This is a genomic window from Hyphobacterium sp. (assembly GCF_965229905.1).
Taxonomy (GTDB): domain Bacteria; phylum Pseudomonadota; class Alphaproteobacteria; order Caulobacterales; family Maricaulaceae; genus Hyphobacterium.
Window position 1 is genome coordinate 762,641 of the sequence record NZ_OZ245930.1, and the last position, 16,706, is coordinate 779,346.

23 protein-coding genes are annotated in these 16,706 nt (G+C 58.7%); 12 read left to right on the plus strand and 11 right to left on the minus strand.

All coding sequences use genetic code 11. The annotated features are described in order from the left end of the window. Window positions 1–22 precede the first annotated feature (22 nt). Genes ACO08C_RS03805 through ACO08C_RS03815 form a run of 3 tightly spaced genes read right to left on the minus strand, consistent with a single transcriptional unit; the run spans window position 23 to window position 2,793 of the window. The gene (locus tag ACO08C_RS03805) at window positions 23–1,084 is read right to left on the minus strand and encodes an SAVED domain-containing protein (protein ID WP_421787683.1); all 1,062 of its coding nucleotides are present in this window, start codon (window positions 1,082–1,084) and stop codon (window positions 23–25) included. Further along, the gene (locus ACO08C_RS03810) at window positions 1,085–1,504 is read right to left on the minus strand and encodes a hypothetical protein (protein WP_421787684.1); all 420 of its coding nucleotides are present in this window, start codon (window positions 1,502–1,504) and stop codon (window positions 1,085–1,087) included. 35 nt (window positions 1,505–1,539) lie between these two features. Next, entirely contained in the window at window positions 1,540–2,793 is a 1,254-nt protein-coding gene (locus ACO08C_RS03815; protein WP_421787685.1) for a nucleotidyltransferase domain-containing protein, read from the minus strand. A 766-nt stretch (window positions 2,794–3,559) separates the two neighbouring features. Here ACO08C_RS03815 and ACO08C_RS03820 point away from each other — a divergent pair. Further along, window positions 3,560–3,979: a hypothetical protein gene (locus ACO08C_RS03820; protein ID WP_421788751.1), complete on the plus strand. Its 420-nt coding sequence runs from the start codon at window positions 3,560–3,562 to the stop codon at window positions 3,977–3,979. Window positions 3,980–4,630: 651 nt separating this feature from the next. Further along, on the plus strand, window positions 4,631–5,167 hold the full coding sequence (locus tag ACO08C_RS03825; RefSeq protein WP_421787686.1) for a hypothetical protein: 537 nt from the start codon (window positions 4,631–4,633) through the stop codon (window positions 5,165–5,167). Window positions 5,168–5,250: 83 nt separating this feature from the next. Here the strand turns inward: ACO08C_RS03825 and ACO08C_RS03830 are convergent, their stop codons facing one another. Then, the gene (locus ACO08C_RS03830) at window positions 5,251–5,730 is read right to left on the minus strand and encodes an NUDIX domain-containing protein (RefSeq protein ID WP_421787687.1); all 480 of its coding nucleotides are present in this window, start codon (window positions 5,728–5,730) and stop codon (window positions 5,251–5,253) included. 215 nt (window positions 5,731–5,945) lie between these two features. On the opposite strand from ACO08C_RS03830, the gene ACO08C_RS03835 reads away from it, so the two are divergent. The 4 genes from ACO08C_RS03835 to ACO08C_RS03850 all read left to right on the plus strand — a co-directional run bounded on the left by ACO08C_RS03835 (window position 5,946) and on the right by ACO08C_RS03850 (window position 9,473). After that, window positions 5,946–6,956, plus strand: a complete 1,011-nt coding sequence (locus tag ACO08C_RS03835; protein ID WP_421787688.1) for a calcium/sodium antiporter — start codon at window positions 5,946–5,948, stop codon at window positions 6,954–6,956. Window positions 6,957–6,969: 13 nt separating this feature from the next. Beyond that, the gene (locus ACO08C_RS03840; RefSeq protein ID WP_421787689.1) at window positions 6,970–7,341 is read left to right on the plus strand and encodes a 6-pyruvoyl trahydropterin synthase family protein; all 372 of its coding nucleotides are present in this window, start codon (window positions 6,970–6,972) and stop codon (window positions 7,339–7,341) included. Between the two features lie 126 nt (window positions 7,342–7,467). Further along, window positions 7,468–8,652 carry a helix-turn-helix domain-containing protein gene (locus tag ACO08C_RS03845; RefSeq protein WP_421787690.1) on the plus strand — a complete coding sequence of 395 codons (1,185 nt, stop codon included), beginning with the start codon at window positions 7,468–7,470 and terminating at the stop codon, window positions 8,650–8,652. Between the two features lie 101 nt (window positions 8,653–8,753). Then, window positions 8,754–9,473, plus strand: a complete 720-nt coding sequence (locus ACO08C_RS03850) for a DUF4386 domain-containing protein (RefSeq protein WP_421787691.1) — start codon at window positions 8,754–8,756, stop codon at window positions 9,471–9,473. 93 nt (window positions 9,474–9,566) lie between these two features. Here ACO08C_RS03850 and ACO08C_RS03855 read toward each other — a convergent pair whose 3' ends face one another. Beyond that, window positions 9,567–10,040, minus strand: coding sequence for a MerR family transcriptional regulator (locus ACO08C_RS03855; protein ID WP_421787692.1), 474 nt, complete (start codon window positions 10,038–10,040; stop codon window positions 9,567–9,569). A gap of 47 nt (window positions 10,041–10,087) precedes the next feature. On the opposite strand from ACO08C_RS03855, the gene ACO08C_RS03860 reads away from it, so the two are divergent. The 3 genes from ACO08C_RS03860 (at window position 10,088) to ACO08C_RS03870 (ending at window position 11,197) form a co-directional block, all read left to right on the plus strand. Further along, a complete protein-coding gene (locus tag ACO08C_RS03860; RefSeq protein ID WP_421787693.1) occupies window positions 10,088–10,453 on the plus strand; it encodes a hypothetical protein in 366 nt (121 codons plus the stop codon). 113 nt (window positions 10,454–10,566) lie between these two features. Further along, window positions 10,567–10,995, plus strand: coding sequence for a hypothetical protein (locus ACO08C_RS03865; RefSeq protein WP_421788647.1), 429 nt, complete (start codon window positions 10,567–10,569; stop codon window positions 10,993–10,995). A 61-nt stretch (window positions 10,996–11,056) separates the two neighbouring features. Continuing rightward, a complete protein-coding gene (locus ACO08C_RS03870) occupies window positions 11,057–11,197 on the plus strand; it encodes a GDCCVxC domain-containing (seleno)protein (protein WP_421787694.1) in 141 nt (46 codons plus the stop codon). Window positions 11,198–11,302: 105 nt separating this feature from the next. On the opposite strand, the gene ACO08C_RS03875 is transcribed toward ACO08C_RS03870, so the two are convergent. Together ACO08C_RS03875 and ACO08C_RS03880 are read right to left on the minus strand one after the other, a co-directional pair. After that, the gene (locus ACO08C_RS03875) at window positions 11,303–11,632 is read right to left on the minus strand and encodes a HigA family addiction module antitoxin (protein ID WP_421787695.1); all 330 of its coding nucleotides are present in this window, start codon (window positions 11,630–11,632) and stop codon (window positions 11,303–11,305) included. An 11-nt stretch (window positions 11,633–11,643) separates the two neighbouring features. Further along, window positions 11,644–11,829, minus strand: coding sequence for a type II toxin-antitoxin system RelE/ParE family toxin (locus tag ACO08C_RS03880; protein ID WP_421787696.1), 186 nt, complete (start codon window positions 11,827–11,829; stop codon window positions 11,644–11,646). A 335-nt stretch (window positions 11,830–12,164) separates the two neighbouring features. Between ACO08C_RS03880 and ACO08C_RS03885 the strand changes: the two genes are divergently transcribed. Further along, window positions 12,165–13,073: a dCTP deaminase domain-containing protein gene (locus tag ACO08C_RS03885; protein ID WP_421787697.1), complete on the plus strand. Its 909-nt coding sequence runs from the start codon at window positions 12,165–12,167 to the stop codon at window positions 13,071–13,073. Here the strand turns inward: ACO08C_RS03885 and phhA are convergent. Next, on the minus strand, window positions 13,070–13,981 hold the full coding sequence (phhA, locus tag ACO08C_RS03890; RefSeq protein ID WP_421787698.1) for a phenylalanine 4-monooxygenase: 912 nt from the start codon (window positions 13,979–13,981) through the stop codon (window positions 13,070–13,072). The two genes, ACO08C_RS03885 and phhA, sit on opposite strands and share 4 nt — an antisense overlap. Before the next feature lie 129 nt (window positions 13,982–14,110). Between phhA and ACO08C_RS03895 the strand changes: the two genes are divergently transcribed. Continuing rightward, the gene (locus ACO08C_RS03895; RefSeq protein WP_421787699.1) at window positions 14,111–14,455 is read left to right on the plus strand and encodes a dihydroneopterin aldolase; all 345 of its coding nucleotides are present in this window, start codon (window positions 14,111–14,113) and stop codon (window positions 14,453–14,455) included. A gap of 83 nt (window positions 14,456–14,538) precedes the next feature. Then, complete coding sequence (locus ACO08C_RS03900; protein ID WP_421787700.1) at window positions 14,539–14,904, plus strand: hypothetical protein; 366 nt, start codon at window positions 14,539–14,541, stop codon at window positions 14,902–14,904. 54 nt (window positions 14,905–14,958) lie between these two features. Here the strand turns inward: ACO08C_RS03900 and ACO08C_RS03905 are convergent, their stop codons facing one another. The 3 genes from ACO08C_RS03905 to ACO08C_RS03915 all read right to left on the minus strand — a co-directional run bounded on the left by ACO08C_RS03905 (window position 14,959) and on the right by ACO08C_RS03915 (window position 16,419). After that, complete coding sequence (locus tag ACO08C_RS03905; RefSeq protein WP_421787701.1) at window positions 14,959–15,282, minus strand: hypothetical protein; 324 nt, start codon at window positions 15,280–15,282, stop codon at window positions 14,959–14,961. Window positions 15,283–15,339: 57 nt separating this feature from the next. Then, window positions 15,340–15,945 (minus strand): hypothetical protein, encoded by a 606-nt coding sequence (locus ACO08C_RS03910; protein WP_421787702.1) that lies wholly within the window; start codon window positions 15,943–15,945, stop codon window positions 15,340–15,342. Between the two features lie 81 nt (window positions 15,946–16,026). Further along, complete coding sequence (locus ACO08C_RS03915; protein WP_421787703.1) at window positions 16,027–16,419, minus strand: hypothetical protein; 393 nt, start codon at window positions 16,417–16,419, stop codon at window positions 16,027–16,029. Between the last annotated feature and the right edge of the window lie 287 nt (window positions 16,420–16,706).

Genomic DNA, 16,706 nt, shown 5'->3' on the forward strand with positions numbered 1-16,706 from the left:
CGGCCAGGATGAGGGATGAGATTCAGAGGCTGGAGGGGGAGTAGGCGGTTTCCTCGATGAAAAACTCTGTCTTAGCAACCGGCATATTCGCACGCCAAATGTATCTGCCTTTTTCGGCGTTCCTCTCGTATTGGTATATCCAAATAGGTGGGAATAACCGCTTGTCGTAGGCTCTACCTAAGTTGATGCAGACGCTTGAGGGAGCGGCAAGAACCATGTGTATGCGTTTCACACCAGTGGCATGGATGCGGCGCAAGTAAGCTGTAAATTCCTCGCAAATCTTCTGTTGGAACACGAGTGAACATTCTGGGTGACGCCCAAACTCACTTGCGACAATTTCAAGAGTTTGCATGCCGGCAAACTGCTCTTCGATCGCCGCTTTATCCACGGCATAAGATATCGAACAGGCAATTAATATTTCATCAGGAAGTGTGTTCGGCAACTCGCTGAAATAAAGATCTGGGCCGTCGTATACGGCGTTGGGAATTACCCACTTTTCGTTTATCCGGTCCCAATCCAAGACCGTTGTTCTACCATCGTCGTCAAGCTGTATACCTAGCGCAAATAATACCGGCACCGGCGCTAGTCCACCAAAATAGATCTCGATGTCGTTTTCGTCATATTGCTGTTTCCGACTGTCCAGATTCGAACGAAATTCTCTAACAGACTTTTGTATGAATGCGGGATTCAGAATTTCGCCGTCTTTTATCTTATCTGTTAAGTCAATCGTGAGCGCAGCAATGCGTGACTGTTGGCTTCTTGGAAAATATGACCGCAGGTCGGTCCAACTCGCCATACGCAGCCCCTTCACTTCAACCACGATCTTGATGTCTCGCATTTCGGCCGCCCTGCGCCAGAATACGCCAATCGCAATCATGAGAACGCCGACCAAAAAGGCTACCTCCCTCAAGTAAGGAAGCAGGTCGAAATCGATAACTGTGCTTAGAATCAGCTCGATGATTGAAGCGGATAAAGCTGCGACGCAAATCGCTAGTCCGCAACGAGATAAGATTGAGCTGGCACGAAAATAATCGGCAAGAAATCCGCTGGCTTTTTCGACAATCGAGGAAAGCAGACCCCTCATCTACTTCGCCACGGGCGCAATATTGAGTCTTTCTCGAATTGTTTCCGGCCCAACGCCGGAGCCGATCCATTCGCCAAAAAGGTGCCAATGCTCGTAATACATCAGCCACTCGGCCGCCCAAGGAATGATAGTGTCCGCAATGAACATACTGTCGTTCCACTCGTCGCCATCAGGGTCATACAGGCACATGGAGGAAAAATCAGGATTATCTGGGTCCAAATTAATGTGCGGGATGTCGATGAATGCCAAACCATCTCTTGGCCGCATTTTTGGCGACAGCATAATCACGTCCGGCCGATTAGAAGGTCGCCACTCAACACCCACCTTGTAGAGTTGTCCTTTTGGTCGGAGTTCACCTGCCCAGCAGAACATCGTTGGCCGGGATAAGACCAATTCAAATCCCGGCCAAAAACGCCGCATCCTAGCCTTCTGACTTAGAACGCTCCGCTGTGGGCTCATTTTCTTTTCCTGATCCCGACGTGGAAATTATGCTTCGGAATGTTGATCTGATCGGGTCCGCGAATTCCTATGGCGGGCATCACAAGCCCCGTGCCCAGCTGAACGCGCGTCGACTTATCTCCAGCACGATTGTCATACCGTGACTTGATTTCGTCGCGGACATGTTTGCCTACCCGCTCACCAAACAGCCGCTCGAGCGTATCAACCATTTTTTTGAGCTCGAGATGCGCAGCAATTGACAATTCTTCTGATAGGCGACGGCAGGCGCTTGCTAGCACCTCCATGTCACGGGCACTTTTAGGCCACCTGTCGGTGATTATATCAGGCTCATACGTCGGGTTGCTTTCGAATACGCGACGACCTGCCTTCAGCGCTGTCAGCAGACGACTTTCAATGTTCGAGGTTAAGGCCATAACATTCGTCAGCACGCTATCAGAGCTAACCGCTGACTCGCCAGAGACCTTTGCCAGATAAATTGACGGTGGACGCTTGAATTCCAGATCAGCGTAGTACCGATTTAAAAAGCGCTTCAGAAGCTTCAGTGCTATTGCCTGTGGTACATCTAGCCGCGCGGGAAGAAATTTCGGCAGATCATCTTGTTCCGCGTCAGCTAAAATATGAAAACTGCGCTCTGCTTCATCCTGCCGCAGTCGGTCCACCATTCCCTGGACTCGACGCTCCGCGATACCTTCTTCGAACGAAGCAGAAGGTTGGCCAAGTACGCTTCGATACCAAAGTGAAAACCCAAATGGATTTGCGGGGACCCGGCCGGAAATCCCATCGTCGGGCGAATGGTAAATTTCTCCAGCATGTTCTATGTGGATTGGCCCATTCCGGTCCAGCGGTGTCACATCCAGATGCATATAAGCAAATCGGACCTGAACGCATCGAGTGCATCGCTCCACCTCAACCGCTCCCGGAAAATTCTCCAGTGTCGAGTAGAGAAGGTCCAACACCTGGTCTTCAGTCCAGTCGCTCGGAAAGCTGCATTGTACAATGGCATCAACATCAAACCGATCGGTTTCGGCTCCATTGACTATCACTGTGCTCGTCGCCACCGAGCCTTGAGCATAAATACGAGCGTTGGGGCCATCCAGAAGATCCCGGAACGGACTAGTTTCGCGTTCCAAGACTTCCTTTAAGAGCCGGTAGCGATTTTCCGCCACCGATCGGTCATTATCGCTGGGTTCGAGATATGTTGCGACGCCTATTAATAGGTCGTCTAGCGCAGAATTTTGATCAGGCGGCATTAGCTCACCCTCCTTTCAATTTTGAAGGAGGACGGCTTGACCTGCTCTGCTTTTTCCGCGAAAGGTCACGGTGCGTATGCGCAATGCAGCTCAGCCGTTCTCCGGTTAGCTGGCGCATCCTTGAGCCGCTAGCGAGAGCCCAATTCTCGCTGGCGGCTTTTCCAATTCCGCGCCGAGCAACAAAAATCAACCTTGGGAGAACCGCGGTCAACACACCCACGATATAGTCGGGGAGACGCGCGTCAATACAATATATAGTCAGATTTACTGTTAATTCACGATTCTGTCCCCTCGGGAAGGCCGAATCAGCAGAGTTATCCACAGGTTTGCCTACAGCTCTTTCCACAGGTGACGTACCGCAACTAATCCACCCCTCCCCCACCCCGGTTAAACTCCGGGCCGGATGTCCGCCCTCGATGAGTTGAAAACCCGGGCCGAGCAGATGCGCCGTGAGGGCGCGTCGATGGCCGAGATTGCGCGCGCGGTTGGGCGCAGCGTCTCGACGATCCATGTCTGGGCGGCGCAGGGCGGCTGGCGGATCGCGGAGATTGAGGAGGAGGTTTTTCCTCCCCCGCCTGCGGGGGAGGGGGACCACGAAGTGGTGGAGGGGGCAATTGCCCCCCTCGTCCCTTCGGGACACTCCCCCCGTAAACGGGGGGAGAAAACAGACTGCGCGCCTATTTTAAACTCGTCATCCTCCGGCTCGACCGGAGGACCTCGCTCTCGCAGAGACCCTCCGATCAAGTCGGAGGGAAACGCGGTTCTTTTGGAGGCCGGAGATAACTCCCTTTCCCCCCTCGACGCGGCGCGGGCGCTGCAGCAGCGCGCGGCGTGGCTCGGTCAGGCGGGACAGATCCGGGCTGCCGAGGCCGCCGCGCGCCTGGCCGAGCGGATCTTGCGCACCGAAGCGGTGCTGATGCGCCTGGATGGTGCGAGCCCCTCCGCCGACCCGGACGCCGAGGCCAGGGCCAATGAAGAGGCGCATGCCGAGCTGAAGCGCCGGTTCGAGCGGTTCCGGATGATGCATCTGGAAGCACTGGACAAGGACCCGGGCTGGACGCCGGACCGGCGCGGAGCGTCGCAGGCGGAGAAATTTGTGTTTGCGCTGTGTCACGGCCAGCGGTTGGGCGGTGTCTGGCTGGAGCGCCAGACCTCGCTCCGGCCTGACGGATGGGGTGGGGCATGAGGTGGGTCGGGCCCTTAAGCTCGTCATGCCCCGGCTGGTCCGGGGCATCTCAATTGTCGCGGAGATCCCCAGATCCCCCGAACAAGTCGGGGGATGACGAAATTGGTTTCCTCCCCCGCCTGCGGGGGAGGGGGACCCCGAAGGGGTGGAGGGGGGAATCCCCCCCCCTCGCCGCTTCGCGGCACTCCCCCCGTGAACGGGGGGAGAAAACGCGCACAAATCGCCTTTCATCCCTTGCCGGGATTTTTTCGGCGCCGGGGTTTTCAGGTCAAGGGCGCGGACGCGCCGCTTTGCGGTTTCACCCTTGAGCTGACACCCCGGCGCGACAGATGGGCCGGCATGGCGTGTAAGGCGGGGCCTTGCATTCTATTCACTCGTCTCCCTCGGGCTTGACCGGAGGGTCTCGTTGTTCGGTGCTCTATGGTCGAGATCCTCCGGTTAAACCGGAGGAAGGCGGTTTTCGTTCTCCAAGACATTCCCTCCCCGTGAATGGCGGCGAGGGACATCGAAAAAGCACATCGATCCCCTCTCGGAACCCAATCCCAACTCATTCGTTGTCTTGCATGTGCCTCGCGCGGTGTGCCCGCCTCCCCCGAAACTGTCGGGTATGCCGCGCCTTTTTGAACCGTAACCAAAAGGGAGACACTCCCAATGAAACGCACCCTTCTTTTCACCGCCGCGAGCGCCATGATGATGTCCGGTACGGCCGCCCTGGCCCAGGACAGCGACACCGCGATCCGCCGTGAACTCGGCGTCGGCCGTGAAGACCCCGACTATCTGGCCGAGGGCTCTGTCGCCCCGACCACCGAAGAGGCCATCGATGTCCTGCACACCGAGGACTATGGCGATGAGACCCGCGTCGACATGGACGCCGGGACCGAGCTGGGCCCGAAGCCGGGCGTGCAGGAAGCCGGCTATACCACGACGACGGAAGCCCGGGTGATCACCTGGGAGGAAATGTTCAATTCGCGCCTGGAGCAGGCTTTCCACGCGATTGACGCCAATGACGATGCCATGATCTCGCGCCAGGAATGGGGCGACTGGCAGGCCGATGAAGGCTTCTACGCCGAACGCTTCGGCGAGTTCGACCGCAATGGCGACAGCTCCGTGACCTGGGACGAGTACAGCGGAGCGGCGATGTCGCTCTATGATGTCTCGGACCTGACGGATGAGTCGCGGACCGGGTAATTCCGGACGCGGTCGTTCCGAACGACCGAGCATGCTGAGCCCCTCTTCTGCGGCCATGGAAGGGGGGCTCTTCCTTTTTGCGGCTAGCGCGACCAGTCGTCGGCGGGGGGCGCGCCGTGCAGCGCTTCGGCGATGCGCGCGCGTGTGGCGGGCGAGGTCCCGTCCGGCAGCGCATCGGGCGCGAACCAGCCGGTCTCGGCGATTTCCTGGCCGGGCTCGGGATCGCATTGCGTCCAGTCTCGGACGATGAAGAGCGCGATGTGATCGCCGCGGAATTTGCGCTCATTGGTGTAGACGTGGAAGAGGTGGGGCCGCGCCGCGATCGCCACGCCGGCTTCCTCGCGCATTTCCTTTGCAATCGCCTGCCAGACCGTCTCGCCGCGCTCAACCCCGCCGCCCGGCAGATGCCAGCCAGCGATGTAGGTGTGGCGCACCAGCGCGATGCGGCCGGCCTCATCGAGCGCCAGGCCGCGCACGCCCAGCGTCAGGCCGCGTGACAAGCGCCAATAGGCCTGCACCAGCGGCCGGATCCGGGGTTCGAGGCGGGCGCGCCAACCGCTCATGCACACCTCAGGGAGGGACGCAGGCGGGCACAGTCCCGCCCTAGCGGCGCACGCCAAACCCGGCTAAAACGCCCCGCAGTTCGAACCCGTTCTTTGGAGACTTTCATGGCCGCCATCATCGCTCTCGGTCTCGCCTTCGGCATTTTCGCGCTTCTCAACCTCATCGAATACAAGCGCCTCGACTAGTCCCTGACGCAGCCGGATCATAGGTGCCGATGATGTTGGGTGTCGCCGAATCCCTGCCGCTGGCCGCCGGGTTCATCCTGGCCGGCATCGTGATATTGCTGTTTGGCGGCGACTTGCTGATCCGCGGGGCCGCTGCGCTGGCGCGGCGCGCGAAACTGCCGCCGCTGCTGGTCGGTCTCACCATTGTCGCCTTCGGCACCTCGGCGCCGGAGCTGGTGGTCTCGATCGATGCCGCCCTGTCGGGCGCGCCGGGCCTGGCGCTCGGCAATATTGTCGGCTCCAACATCGCCAATGTGCTGTTCGTGCTGGGCCTGCCGGCCCTGGTCGGCGTCATCGGGGCGCAGGCGCCGGGCGTGCGCCGCAATGCGCTGTTCGCGCTGGCGGCCGGGATTGCGCTGGTCATCGTCAGCCGCGACGGCGCGATCTCGCTCGCCGAGGGCGGGCTGTTGTTCGCGCTGATCTTCGTGTTCGTCGGCCTGCTGGCGTTCTCGGCAATGCGCGCGCGCGACGATGATCCGCTGCTCGCCGAAGTCGCCGAGCTGGAAGAAGCGGCGGGCAAGGGCTCCCTGCCGATGACGCTCGCGGCGCTGGTGGTCGGCATCGTGCTGTTGCCGGCCGGCGCGCACATGATTGTCTTGGGCGGCACGGCGGCTGCGGGCCTTCTGGGCGTGTCCGACGCCGTCATCGGGCTGACGGCGCTGGCGATCGGCACCTCGCTGCCGGAATTTGCCACCGTGGTGGTCGCGGTGATGCGGCGCCAGGCGGATCTCGCCATCGGCAATGTCCTGGGCTCGAACGTGTTCAACGTATTCGCCGTGGGTGGCGCCGCCGGGCTGGCGGCCGGGGCTGCCGGCGTGCCGCTGCCGGTGCCGGACCAGTTCATGCGCTTCGATTTCTGGGTCATGCTCGGCGCCAGCGCGCTGCTGACGCTGTGGATTTTCGCGGGCCGCAATGTCGGACGGCTGGCCGGTGTGCTTTTCTTCGGCGGCTATGTTGCGTATATCGCGGCGCTTTGGTGGTTGAATCCCATCACCTTCTAGACCCGCAGGACCGATGACCGCTGCCCGCCTGGAAATCACGAAGGACTTCACCTTCGAGGCCGCGCATTATTTCACGCACGAGGCCGAGGACCATCCGTTCGCGCGGGTGCACGGGCATTCCTTTGCCGGCTCGGTGACGCTGGCGGGCGAACCCAATGACAAGGGCTGGATCAAGGATACCTGGAAGATCGAGCAGATCGTCCGGGTCGAGGTCGACAAGCTGGACCATCACCTGCTGAACGAGGTCGAAGGGCTTGAAAAGCCGTCTCTGGAAAATATCTGCGCCTGGCTGTTCGACCGGCTGGCGCCGAAACTGCCGGGGCTGGTCGCGGTCGAGGTCGGCCGGCCGAGCTGCGGCGAACGGGCGGTGCTAAGACGGGGTTAGGCGCCGGCCGAGACGGCTCTTGGTGACCGCCATCGTCAGCGCGCAGGCCCTTCGGCCCGGCAAAACCGCCGCTTCGAAACGGGTCCGCGATTGCCCTCGGTCGCGATACGTTGGAGAACACCCAGAATGTTCGACGCGTTTTCGACCATCGCCTACGCCCTTGCGGCCGGATCCATCGGCTTTGCGCTCGTTCTGGCTCTCACCAGCCCGGGCCGGCGCCGTGACCAGATTGTCTTCTTTTCAATCGCCCTGTTGGCCTTGCTGGTTCATGTTCTGGGCCAGCTCCTGGTGATCTCCGGCATCTACCGCTATGCGCCGCACCTTGTGGGGGCTGACCTGTCGATCAAAATGGCCCTGGGTCCGGCAGTCTATTTCTATACTCGCGCGCTGATCTCCGCCCAAAAACCCGGCTTTGGCGGGCTTGACTGGCTGGCCTTTCTGGGTCCGGTGCTGGTCATACTGGTCAGCCTGCCCTTTGCGGGCCTGAGCGCCGCTGAGAAACTCGCCCTCGTGGATCCGGCCACGCGAAATCCGGACCATTACCGGATCGCGGTTTTCACCTGCACCGCATCGCTCTTTCTGTTTGTCTCATTCACGGCGGCCTATCTTGTTGCAGCCCTGAGACTTCAAATGCGCCACAGGCGCGTGATGATGAATCAGTTCGCAAACATCGAGCGCAAATCTCTCGATTGGCTGCGCGCCATTCTCTATATCTTTGCCGGGGCCTGGTTGTTTTTCACCCTCAAGCAAGCACTCTGGCTGTCAGGCCATTCCCTTCCCGCCTTCAATATTGCCCTGGCCAGCATTGAATCGCTGGCCATCGCGGCTTTCGCCTTTCTTGGTTTACGCCAGCCGGAATTGCTGTTCGACCAGGCTTCAAATACCCCTACGGCAAAGCGCCGTCCGATCCTGACCGATGAACGCATGGCCCGAACGGCGGCTAAACTGCGAGGCGCCCTGAACACCGACAGGCTCTTTGCCGATAGCGATCTGTCCTTGCGCAAATTGTCCGACAAAACCGGCGTGACCAAGAACCATATTTCCGAAACACTCTCCCAGCATCTGGGCATGAATTTCTTCGACTTTGTGAACGGCCACCGGGCTGCGGAAGCCAAGCGCTTGCTCGCAGATACAGAGATGAGCGTTCTCGACGTCAGCCTCGAGGTCGGATTCAATTCCCGGTCAACCTTCAACGCCGCCTTCAAGAAACGGGTCGGCCTGCCGCCAAGCGCTTATCGCGAGCAGGCCAAGGCGGACCGGCAATCGACTGCGGCAGACCCCGCGAACCAGATCCTGACGGCGTCCGAATAGCCCCATCCGGACGACACACAGACTCTTTTCGGGCCATGCGGACGGACCGGCCTCAAGACCGGTCTAAAAAACTCTGCGTGTTCGGAAAGGGACGTCTCACCATGACCACGATCCGCCAAACTGACAAGTCGGTCGGCCGGATGGCCCGGCTGGCCGGGTTATCCTATGTGATTTACAGCGCTGCGGGCGTCTATATCACTTTTGGAGCGGTGCCCTCGCTGCGCGCGCTCTCCGAGGCTGGCGCGGCATCACACTCACTCGAATTCATGTTTCGGACCGGGCTTCTCGCCGAGGCGGTGCTGTATACCTTCGTGGTTGTTTCCGCAGCCGCCATGTATGCCGTTCTAAGAACGGTCAGCCGCGGAACGGCTCTTGTCGCCGCTTTCTGCCGTTTGATCGAGGGCGCCATGGGCGCGACATTCATTGTGTTCAAATACGCCGCTTTTGCCGCCGCGGTGAATCCGGACCTGACAGCGGGTTTCTCGGACGAACAAAGTGCCTCGCTGGTGATGCTTCTGCGGGATACCTATAGTTCGGCACTTTACGTCCTGCTCATCCCGATGGCGGTCGGCGGCATTCTCTTTTTCGCGCTGTTTTTCCGGTCCCGCTATATTCCGCGCTGGCTGGCCGCGTGGGGTGTGATCACCTATTCGGTGATTGGCACGCTTGCGGCGGCGGTCCTGCTGTTTCCGGACCTGGCCCAGCACGTCATGTACTTCTTCCTTCCCGGTGCCTTGTTTGAATGGGTCGCTGCGCTCTGGCTGCTCTTTGCCGGAATCAACACGAAAAAGTGGGCGGGAAGATCTCCGGCGGCCGTCTAGACCGCCTCCGCCCGGCAAGCTGATCAAGGGCCGGTCGCCATGAAGAGCGGCCGGCCGAGCGCGATGAAGCGAGCGGGCGGTGCTGCGGCGGGATTAGGTCTGGCCTGACTGCTCGAGTTTTTCGCCGTCAAAAACTGCTGTGCCTGACTTTGTCAGCCTTTCGACTAATTTGCATTCCGGCACGCTTTTCCTCGAGCACTCATCGAGCAGTGCCGCCAGGGCATGTTCAAGGTCCCGTAACTCGGCAACTTTCTTCTGCACAGATGTGAGGTGTTTTTCTGCAATCTCGGCAACACTGCGGCACGTCATGCCAGATCCGGATGTTCCATCGAGCAACGACCGTATATCGGAGACAGAAAAACCCAGCTTCCGCAGCTTGGAAATGAATGACAACCTTGAAAGCTCGGTTTCACCATAACGCCGATACCCAGACCGGTCGCGCAATGGCGAAGCCAGCAATCCGATCTTCTCGTAATATCTGACTGTTTCCGGATGAACGCCGGCGGCATCTGCGGCCTCGGATCGTAATAGTGCAGACAATGGCCGCGCGGAATTACCGGTTTGCATGACAAACTCCTTGCACCTGTAGTCGCTACAGGGTGTAGCAGTTTGGCATGCAGTCCACGAGCCAGAAATCGCGCCTCTCATTTCCCTTGCTGTCGGGCGGTAGTGCCATCGGCGGATTTTTTGCCTTCATCGGAGCGTCATGCTGCGTGGTTCCGATTCTGCTGGTTCATTTGGGCGTCGCGTCCGGACTGGTCGCGAAATTGGGCTGGTTTGCCAGATGGCAGCCGATTTTCCTTGTTACAGCCGTCGTGCTGCTCGCGATCTCCCTTGTACTGGCGCTGAGCCAGGGCAGGCGATCGCGCTTGTTCTGGACGCTCTGGTCGGTTGCAGCCGTCTTTGTCCTGGCATCCATGCTGCTGCCGCTATTCGAATTTGAACTGCAACGTTTCTTGCTCGATTGGACCCGCCAATGAGGCGGATCGCGTCATCCCAAGGCGACACGTTCCTCGACAGCGGATCAATTAAACCGCCTGGACCCATCGGCCGCTTGGCGCGACTGAGCTTCGGAATTGGGTCCTTGTATCTGGTGGTTCAAGTGATTGGCGTTTCGAACGCCCGCGCCTTGCTGAACCCGACCGTGATCGCCTTTTCGCTGTTCGCGGTCTACCTCGTGGGATACGTCGTCAACATCGGCACCGGCCTGCGGCTCGGCGCGTCACCGAGGATTGTCGCCGTCGTCGGCCTTGCACTTGCGGGCATGATGGGTTGGGCGATGGACGGAATCTTGACATCAGATGTTCTGTGGCGAGCGATCCGCTGGTTCATGATCTATGTCTACGGTCATCTCGGCGTTTCGTTTGTCCTCGCCGCAGCTTTTGCGACGCCGGGATGTGAAATGCGGTCGATACCGATCCTGATCGGCCGACTCACCGGCAAGCCGCCGCGTGATCATCATTGCCCGGGGCCGATTGACGCCATTGACCGTTGGGAAGCGGAGCAAAGCGAAATTGGGTAACGTCGTTCTTCAGTCGACCCTGACGTGCCCGGTCTGCAGTGCAGTCCAAGAAGATGTCGGCATGCCGACCGATGCCTGCCAGATTTTATGGGACTGCCCGGACTGCGGTGCGATCATCAAGCCAGAGCGAGGCGACTGCTGTGTATTCTGTTCCTATGGAACCGTCCCATGCCCGCCCATCCAGACCGGGTCGGGTTGCTGACCATTCTGTAATGGGAATACCGCTGGGCACTTATCCCGCCGCGCCGCGTCGCAGGCCGAGATCGGCCGCCCGAGCTGTGGCGGGCGGGCGATGCTGAGGCCGGGGTTAGGGCGTGGACCTGCCGTTTGGTCCCGATGGCGCTAATGCTTCGGATTCCAGGGGCTCAATGCCGGACACATCAATCTCCTTGGCTGCCATCGCCATATCGTAATTGGTCTGCATGTTCATCCAGTACGCTGCCGTGGTATTGAAGGCCCGCGCCAGCCGGAGTGCCGTATCCGGCGTTACACCCGTCACACCCTTCACCAGTCGCTCGATCCGCGTGCGCGGCACGTTCAGCCGGCGCGCAAAGGCGATGGCGCTCATCCCCAGGGGGTCGAGGTAAAGTTCCTTGAGAACGGCCCCCGGATGCATTGGTGCTTCAAGCAGGCTCATGACAGTTTCCTTCAGTGATAATCGACGATCTCGACCTCGGCGGGCCCACTGGGTATCCAAACAAAACAAATCCGCCATTGACGATTGATGCGGATGGAATATTGCCCGGCCCGGTCACCTTTGAGCTCTTCAAGATGATTGCCCGGCGGAAACCGCAAATCCTCCACGACAACCGCCGCATCCAGCGCGGTCAGCATGGCTCGAGTCCGCCTCACCAAATCACCGGGAAAACCTTTTCCATACAAACCCTTTACGGCATTGGCAGCACGCTTGCCCCGGGTGCTCTGGATCATGACAAGAACGTATCAATTTGTGATACATGCGTCAAGGCGTGATACATCACGAATGTCTTGGTTCGAACGGTTGGCGCCGCACCTGTCGAGCCTCGTCGCCGTCTAGATCTGCCCGCCGAGCTGCGGCGAGCGTGCAGTGCTGCGAAAGCGCAAATTCGACCAAACGAAAGTCACCAGATTGACTTAGTCACACGAAACTTGTATGTTCTTGTTTTGTTCTCTTTACCAAGATTCAACCTATGCTACAGCAAAAAGGGAGAAATAGTGATTGGGGCGGTTTTATGCCGACATTGCTCACCAATGAAGATATTCGAGGTGCGATCGAGAATCAGTCATTCATCAAAAATGGTCGAAAAGGCGCAATTGATGGCGTCAAATATGACTTCCACCTTGGAAACAAAATTCTTAAGTCGGAATACAACCGGCCGGTAAACATCGACAGACTAAGCGAGGCAGAAAAATCGTCGTTGGTTGTTGACCCCGGCGAAGTTGTTTTTGTTTTAACAGAAGAGCGTATTGAGCTTCCAAATGACGTAATGGCTGTTTTAACGCCAAAACGTAAGCTTGCTCATACGGGAATCATGATTTTGGGTGGTCTTTCGGTCGACCCGCTGTATGAAGGCAAGTTATGGATAGGCTTGTATAATTTCTCGTCCACTCCATTCCCGATTATTCCTGGACGCAAGCTTATTGCGGCGATGTTTTATAAGCTATCGGAAGAAGAAGCTGCCAATATAGATAAGCCGCACTCACAAGGTGGCGATGAATTTCCTGACGAGCTTGTCGATCTAATAAAAAAATACAAGCCGATAGAAGTCAGATCAATTCAAAACGATCTAAATAAAACAATAGAACGACTGTCGGTATTGGAAGACAAAATAAATAAAGATAGTGAATGGATGGATAAATTTAAAAGTGGGCTGGAAGCCCACAATGCCCAAATTGATCGGATACTACAAACTATTGAGAAAGAGCAACAAGCAAGAGAATCTGGAGATGAAAAACTCTCAGGTCAAATTGATGGATTGCGTAATATGTTCGCGAATATTCGACCGATTTTGATAGTCGGCGGCATTGTAATCACAGCCAGTATTACAGCAATTATTACGATAGTTTTGCAAAACTGGTTGGGGACCCCTTCCCCCTAAACCTGCGGCGCGTTCTCCCAGCGGCCGCCGGCATCGGCGTATTCCTGCGTGCCCTTGTGAATGACAACATCGCCGTCGACGATGCCGCGGGCGGGAATGTCGTCCAGGTCCTTGATGCGCTCATAAATCGGCGCGAAATCCTGGCCGGCCGTGTCGTCCAGCAATTGCTGGAAATCGTCGATCACGAAATAGGTCTGCTGGAAATCGTCATAGCGGTATTGCGTGCGCATGATGCGCTCGATGTCGAAGCCGATGCGGTTCGGGGAACGGCCTTCCAACGAGAACACGCTCTCGGCAAAGGACGAGACGATGCCGGCCCCATAAATCTTGAGCTCGTCGGCCTGTTTGATGAGGCCGAATTCCACCGTGTACCAGTAGAGCCGGGTGATGTTTTCCAGCGTGCCGAATTTCAGCGCGCGAAGGCCGCCCCGGCCATAGGCCGCCATGTAGTCGCCGAAGACCGGCAGACCGAGCAGCGGAGCGTGGCCGAACACATCATGGAAGATGTCGGGTTCCTGCAGATAGTCGATCTCGTGCGGCTTGCGGATGAAACGGCCGACCGGGAATTGCCGGTTGGCGAGATGGGTGAAGAAGGGCTCGTCCGGAATCAGGCCGGGCACGGTGACCAGCTTCCAGCCGGTAAGGGCTTCGAGCTTCGGATTAACCTCGCGGAAGTCGGGAATCTTGGAATTGTCGAGGCCGAGCGCGTCGAGACCCTCGTAGAATTCCTTTACGGCGCGATTGCCGAGCATTCCGGTCTGCCGGTCGTAGAGCTTGGCCCACATGGCGTGCTCTTCCTCGGTGTATTCGTCCCAGCACTGGTCGATCGTGTAATCGTCGCGCACCTGGCCCGCTTCGACCTGGCGCTGCACAATCGGATCGGTTGTTGGGACGCGGAGCTCGACCATGGCAGCCTCAAACTGGTTACATTTGAAACTAAGTTACAGTGTTTGCGATAGCTGTCCATGACAGCCATCGCTTGAACCGGCGCTAAATCCCGCCTATCCACGCGAGCCCACAGGATTGCCGGAAAACACATGGCTGAAATCGACATCGAAATCACGTCTTTGCGTGTCCCGGTCTCGCTCGGTGTGCATGATTTCGAACGCAAGGCGCGGCAGGACGTCACCGTCGATTTGGTGTTGACGCTCGCAGCTGTCCCGGAAAACGATTCCATCCGCGAAACGGCGCATTATGACGAGGTGGCGCAGGCGGTGCAGGATACCGCCGATCTCAGGCACTATGATCTGATCGAAACGCTGGCGCTCGCCATCGCCGAACGCGTGAAAGCGTTTCCCGACGTCGTGCGGGTGGTCGCGGCCGTTCACAAGACGCCGCGTACGGTGGCCGCCGAACGCCTGTCAGCGCGTATCACGCTATAACCCCTCCACAGCCGATGAATTTATGGTAATGAAGGTCACCGCCATGGCCCAACAACCCTGGCGACCGAAGGAAGGGACATTCAATGCGTACACGACTTTTGCTGACCGCTGCCCTGCCGGCGCTGGCCTTGGTGGCCTGTTCTCCGGCCGATGAAGCGGCAGAAGACAATATGATGGAAGATGCCGAGACCAGCATGGAAGATGCCGCAACTGATGCGGAAGATTCCCTGGAGACTGCCGCAGAAGACGCGGAAGAAGGCATGGAAGAAGCCGCCCACGAGGCCGGCGACTTGATGAACGAGGCCGGCGAAGCGATCGAGAACGCCGCTGACGAAGCGGGTCAGATGGCCGAAGAAGCCGCGGAGAACGTCGAAGAGGCCGTCGAAGACGCTATGCAAGGCGAGGAAGGGGAGGGCGAAGGCGACGATAACGATCCGCCGGACCAATAAACCCTTCTGCTCTCAAGGATCAGCGCCGCCGTGTTCCGCACGGCGGCGTTTTTCTTAGCCGAAAGCGCGGTCGATTTTCGATTTCGGCGTCAATGCCCGCGTAAACAGCGATCCGACAATCGCGATAATGATCCGCGACAGGATGGTAAAGAACAGGAAGGCCAGTTGTTCATCGCCGAGGAAGAGGCGGACGAAATTATTGTACCGGTCCGGCAGACCGGTATGGGTCAGCCATTGCTCTACGAGCTCCGCGATGTCGAGGATGTAGTTGAGCATGGTGGGCCAATACAGGCCCAGCGCAACCAGCATGGCGGTTGCCATGATGAAAGCCAGAAACAGCGTTGCGCTGACCGATCCGATCCGTCCAAGCAAGAACATGTATTACCCTTTTTCCCCGTGCAGCCGCCAGCCTAGCACAAATCGGTCCGTTGCCCGCTAAAGATCGGCCTCGTCCAGCAGGGTAAGCGTGAAAGCGTTGCCGTAAATCTCTTTCGCCCGGTGCGCGAGCGTCATCAGGACATCGAAATCGGTCGGATCGGCGATGACCATGCAGCCGGCCGACCAGCGGTCGACCCGGCTGGAGCGGCGGGTGGCGCCGGCACGATGAATATTGATGCCGGCCGCATCGCTGAAAATCCTGGCGGGGTCGTAATCGACCCGGTCATCGCGATTATCGTCACGATAGACCAATAGCCGGGCCTCCGGGCGCTGGCACAGGGCCAGATAGCGGCCACGATGGCGGGAAATATGGTGCGACGACCGGTATTGTCCCGGGACTATAGCGGCAGTTCCGCGCGGATGTGCCGGCGCGATCAGATGGCTGCGGCCGGGGTCCGTCGTGCAGGCGAAAGCGTGGAAAACCCACGCGCCGTCCACCGCATCAACATAAGATACCGTCAGCCAGTCATCGAAGCGGTTTGCCGCGCCGTCGGCCGAGCGCACGGCGATGAGGTTGAGATCGAAACCGGCCGGATTGCTGAACAGGACATGGCGTTTGGCCGACATGGCTTGATGGATTGTGGCGCGGCGGGGCCGTTGCATGCCAATCTCCTTCCGGGACAGAAAAAACGGCCAGCGCTGAGGCTGGCCGTTTCATTATCCCTGAAGATGGATTGGTGCGGATTATTCAGCCGGAGGCGTCGGAGGGGTCGGCGCTTCGTGGCCGCGACCTTCAAGGATAGTAATCGTGATCATCTGTGCGTCGTCGGACCAGGCATCTGTCTGCCAGCTGCCGCCGACCGCGAGATCCTCATTCCAGGGCCCGCAATTCGTCTCCGCACCCGCATCTGCCGGCGGCGTGATGCACAATTGCTCGTCATAAGCCCAGGTGGCACCGGTCCGGCCGAGACTGTCGGAATAGGTGCCGTTGGCATCGAAATAAACGTCGAATCCCTCGCCGGCGTCGTTGAGAAGGATACGCACGGTGTTGCCGACGGCATTGTCCATGCCGTCCGCATAGGCGGCACCGCTGGCCGCGACACCAAGAATGGCGGCGGTTAATACCCACTTTTTCATCTGGAAAGTCCTTTGCGTCACTGCGGCCCCCCGGCGCGGTGAACGCAGTTAACCATGAGCCGCGGCCAATAAAAAGCCTCTGCCGGGAGCAAATTATGCTGCACTCGCGTAATTGGAGAATTCTCGCGCCCGCTTCGCTGTCACATTGACGCCGCATGAAAGGCGAAAGGAAGCCCGGTTCCGTCAGCTGACGTTCAGCCCGGAAATGGCAATAACCGGCTGTGCGCTCCCGGCTGCGGTGTCTTTGGGTCCGGGCTCTTTCCTACCTTCCCTCGCAGGGCGAGTAC

Coding starts and splice junctions, on each gene's coding strand:
- ACO08C_RS03805 (WP_421787683.1), bottom strand. CDS start 1,084: ATGAGGGGTCTGCTTTCCTCGATTGTCGAAAAAGCCAGCGGATTTCTT.
- ACO08C_RS03810 (WP_421787684.1), bottom strand. CDS start 1,504: ATGCGGCGTTTTTGGCCGGGATTTGAATTGGTCTTATCCCGGCCAACG.
- ACO08C_RS03815 (WP_421787685.1), bottom strand. CDS start 2,793: ATGCCGCCTGATCAAAATTCTGCGCTAGACGACCTATTAATAGGCGTC.
- ACO08C_RS03825 (WP_421787686.1), top strand. CDS start 4,631: ATGAAACGCACCCTTCTTTTCACCGCCGCGAGCGCCATGATGATGTCC.
- ACO08C_RS03830 (WP_421787687.1), bottom strand. CDS start 5,730: ATGAGCGGTTGGCGCGCCCGCCTCGAACCCCGGATCCGGCCGCTGGTG.
- ACO08C_RS03835 (WP_421787688.1), top strand. CDS start 5,946: ATGATGTTGGGTGTCGCCGAATCCCTGCCGCTGGCCGCCGGGTTCATC.
- ACO08C_RS03840 (WP_421787689.1), top strand. CDS start 6,970: ATGACCGCTGCCCGCCTGGAAATCACGAAGGACTTCACCTTCGAGGCC.
- ACO08C_RS03845 (WP_421787690.1), top strand. CDS start 7,468: ATGTTCGACGCGTTTTCGACCATCGCCTACGCCCTTGCGGCCGGATCC.
- ACO08C_RS03850 (WP_421787691.1), top strand. CDS start 8,754: ATGACCACGATCCGCCAAACTGACAAGTCGGTCGGCCGGATGGCCCGG.
- ACO08C_RS03855 (WP_421787692.1), bottom strand. CDS start 10,040: ATGCAAACCGGTAATTCCGCGCGGCCATTGTCTGCACTATTACGATCC.
- ACO08C_RS03860 (WP_421787693.1), top strand. CDS start 10,088: ATGCAGTCCACGAGCCAGAAATCGCGCCTCTCATTTCCCTTGCTGTCG.
- ACO08C_RS03870 (WP_421787694.1), top strand. CDS start 11,057: ATGCCGACCGATGCCTGCCAGATTTTATGGGACTGCCCGGACTGCGGT.
- ACO08C_RS03875 (WP_421787695.1), bottom strand. CDS start 11,632: ATGAGCCTGCTTGAAGCACCAATGCATCCGGGGGCCGTTCTCAAGGAA.
- ACO08C_RS03880 (WP_421787696.1), bottom strand. CDS start 11,829: ATGCTGACCGCGCTGGATGCGGCGGTTGTCGTGGAGGATTTGCGGTTT.
- ACO08C_RS03885 (WP_421787697.1), top strand. CDS start 12,165: ATGCTACAGCAAAAAGGGAGAAATAGTGATTGGGGCGGTTTTATGCCG.
- phhA (WP_421787698.1), bottom strand. CDS start 13,981: ATGGTCGAGCTCCGCGTCCCAACAACCGATCCGATTGTGCAGCGCCAG.
- ACO08C_RS03895 (WP_421787699.1), top strand. CDS start 14,111: ATGGCTGAAATCGACATCGAAATCACGTCTTTGCGTGTCCCGGTCTCG.
- ACO08C_RS03900 (WP_421787700.1), top strand. CDS start 14,539: ATGCGTACACGACTTTTGCTGACCGCTGCCCTGCCGGCGCTGGCCTTG.
- ACO08C_RS03905 (WP_421787701.1), bottom strand. CDS start 15,282: ATGTTCTTGCTTGGACGGATCGGATCGGTCAGCGCAACGCTGTTTCTG.
- ACO08C_RS03910 (WP_421787702.1), bottom strand. CDS start 15,945: ATGCAACGGCCCCGCCGCGCCACAATCCATCAAGCCATGTCGGCCAAA.
- ACO08C_RS03915 (WP_421787703.1), bottom strand. CDS start 16,419: ATGAAAAAGTGGGTATTAACCGCCGCCATTCTTGGTGTCGCGGCCAGC.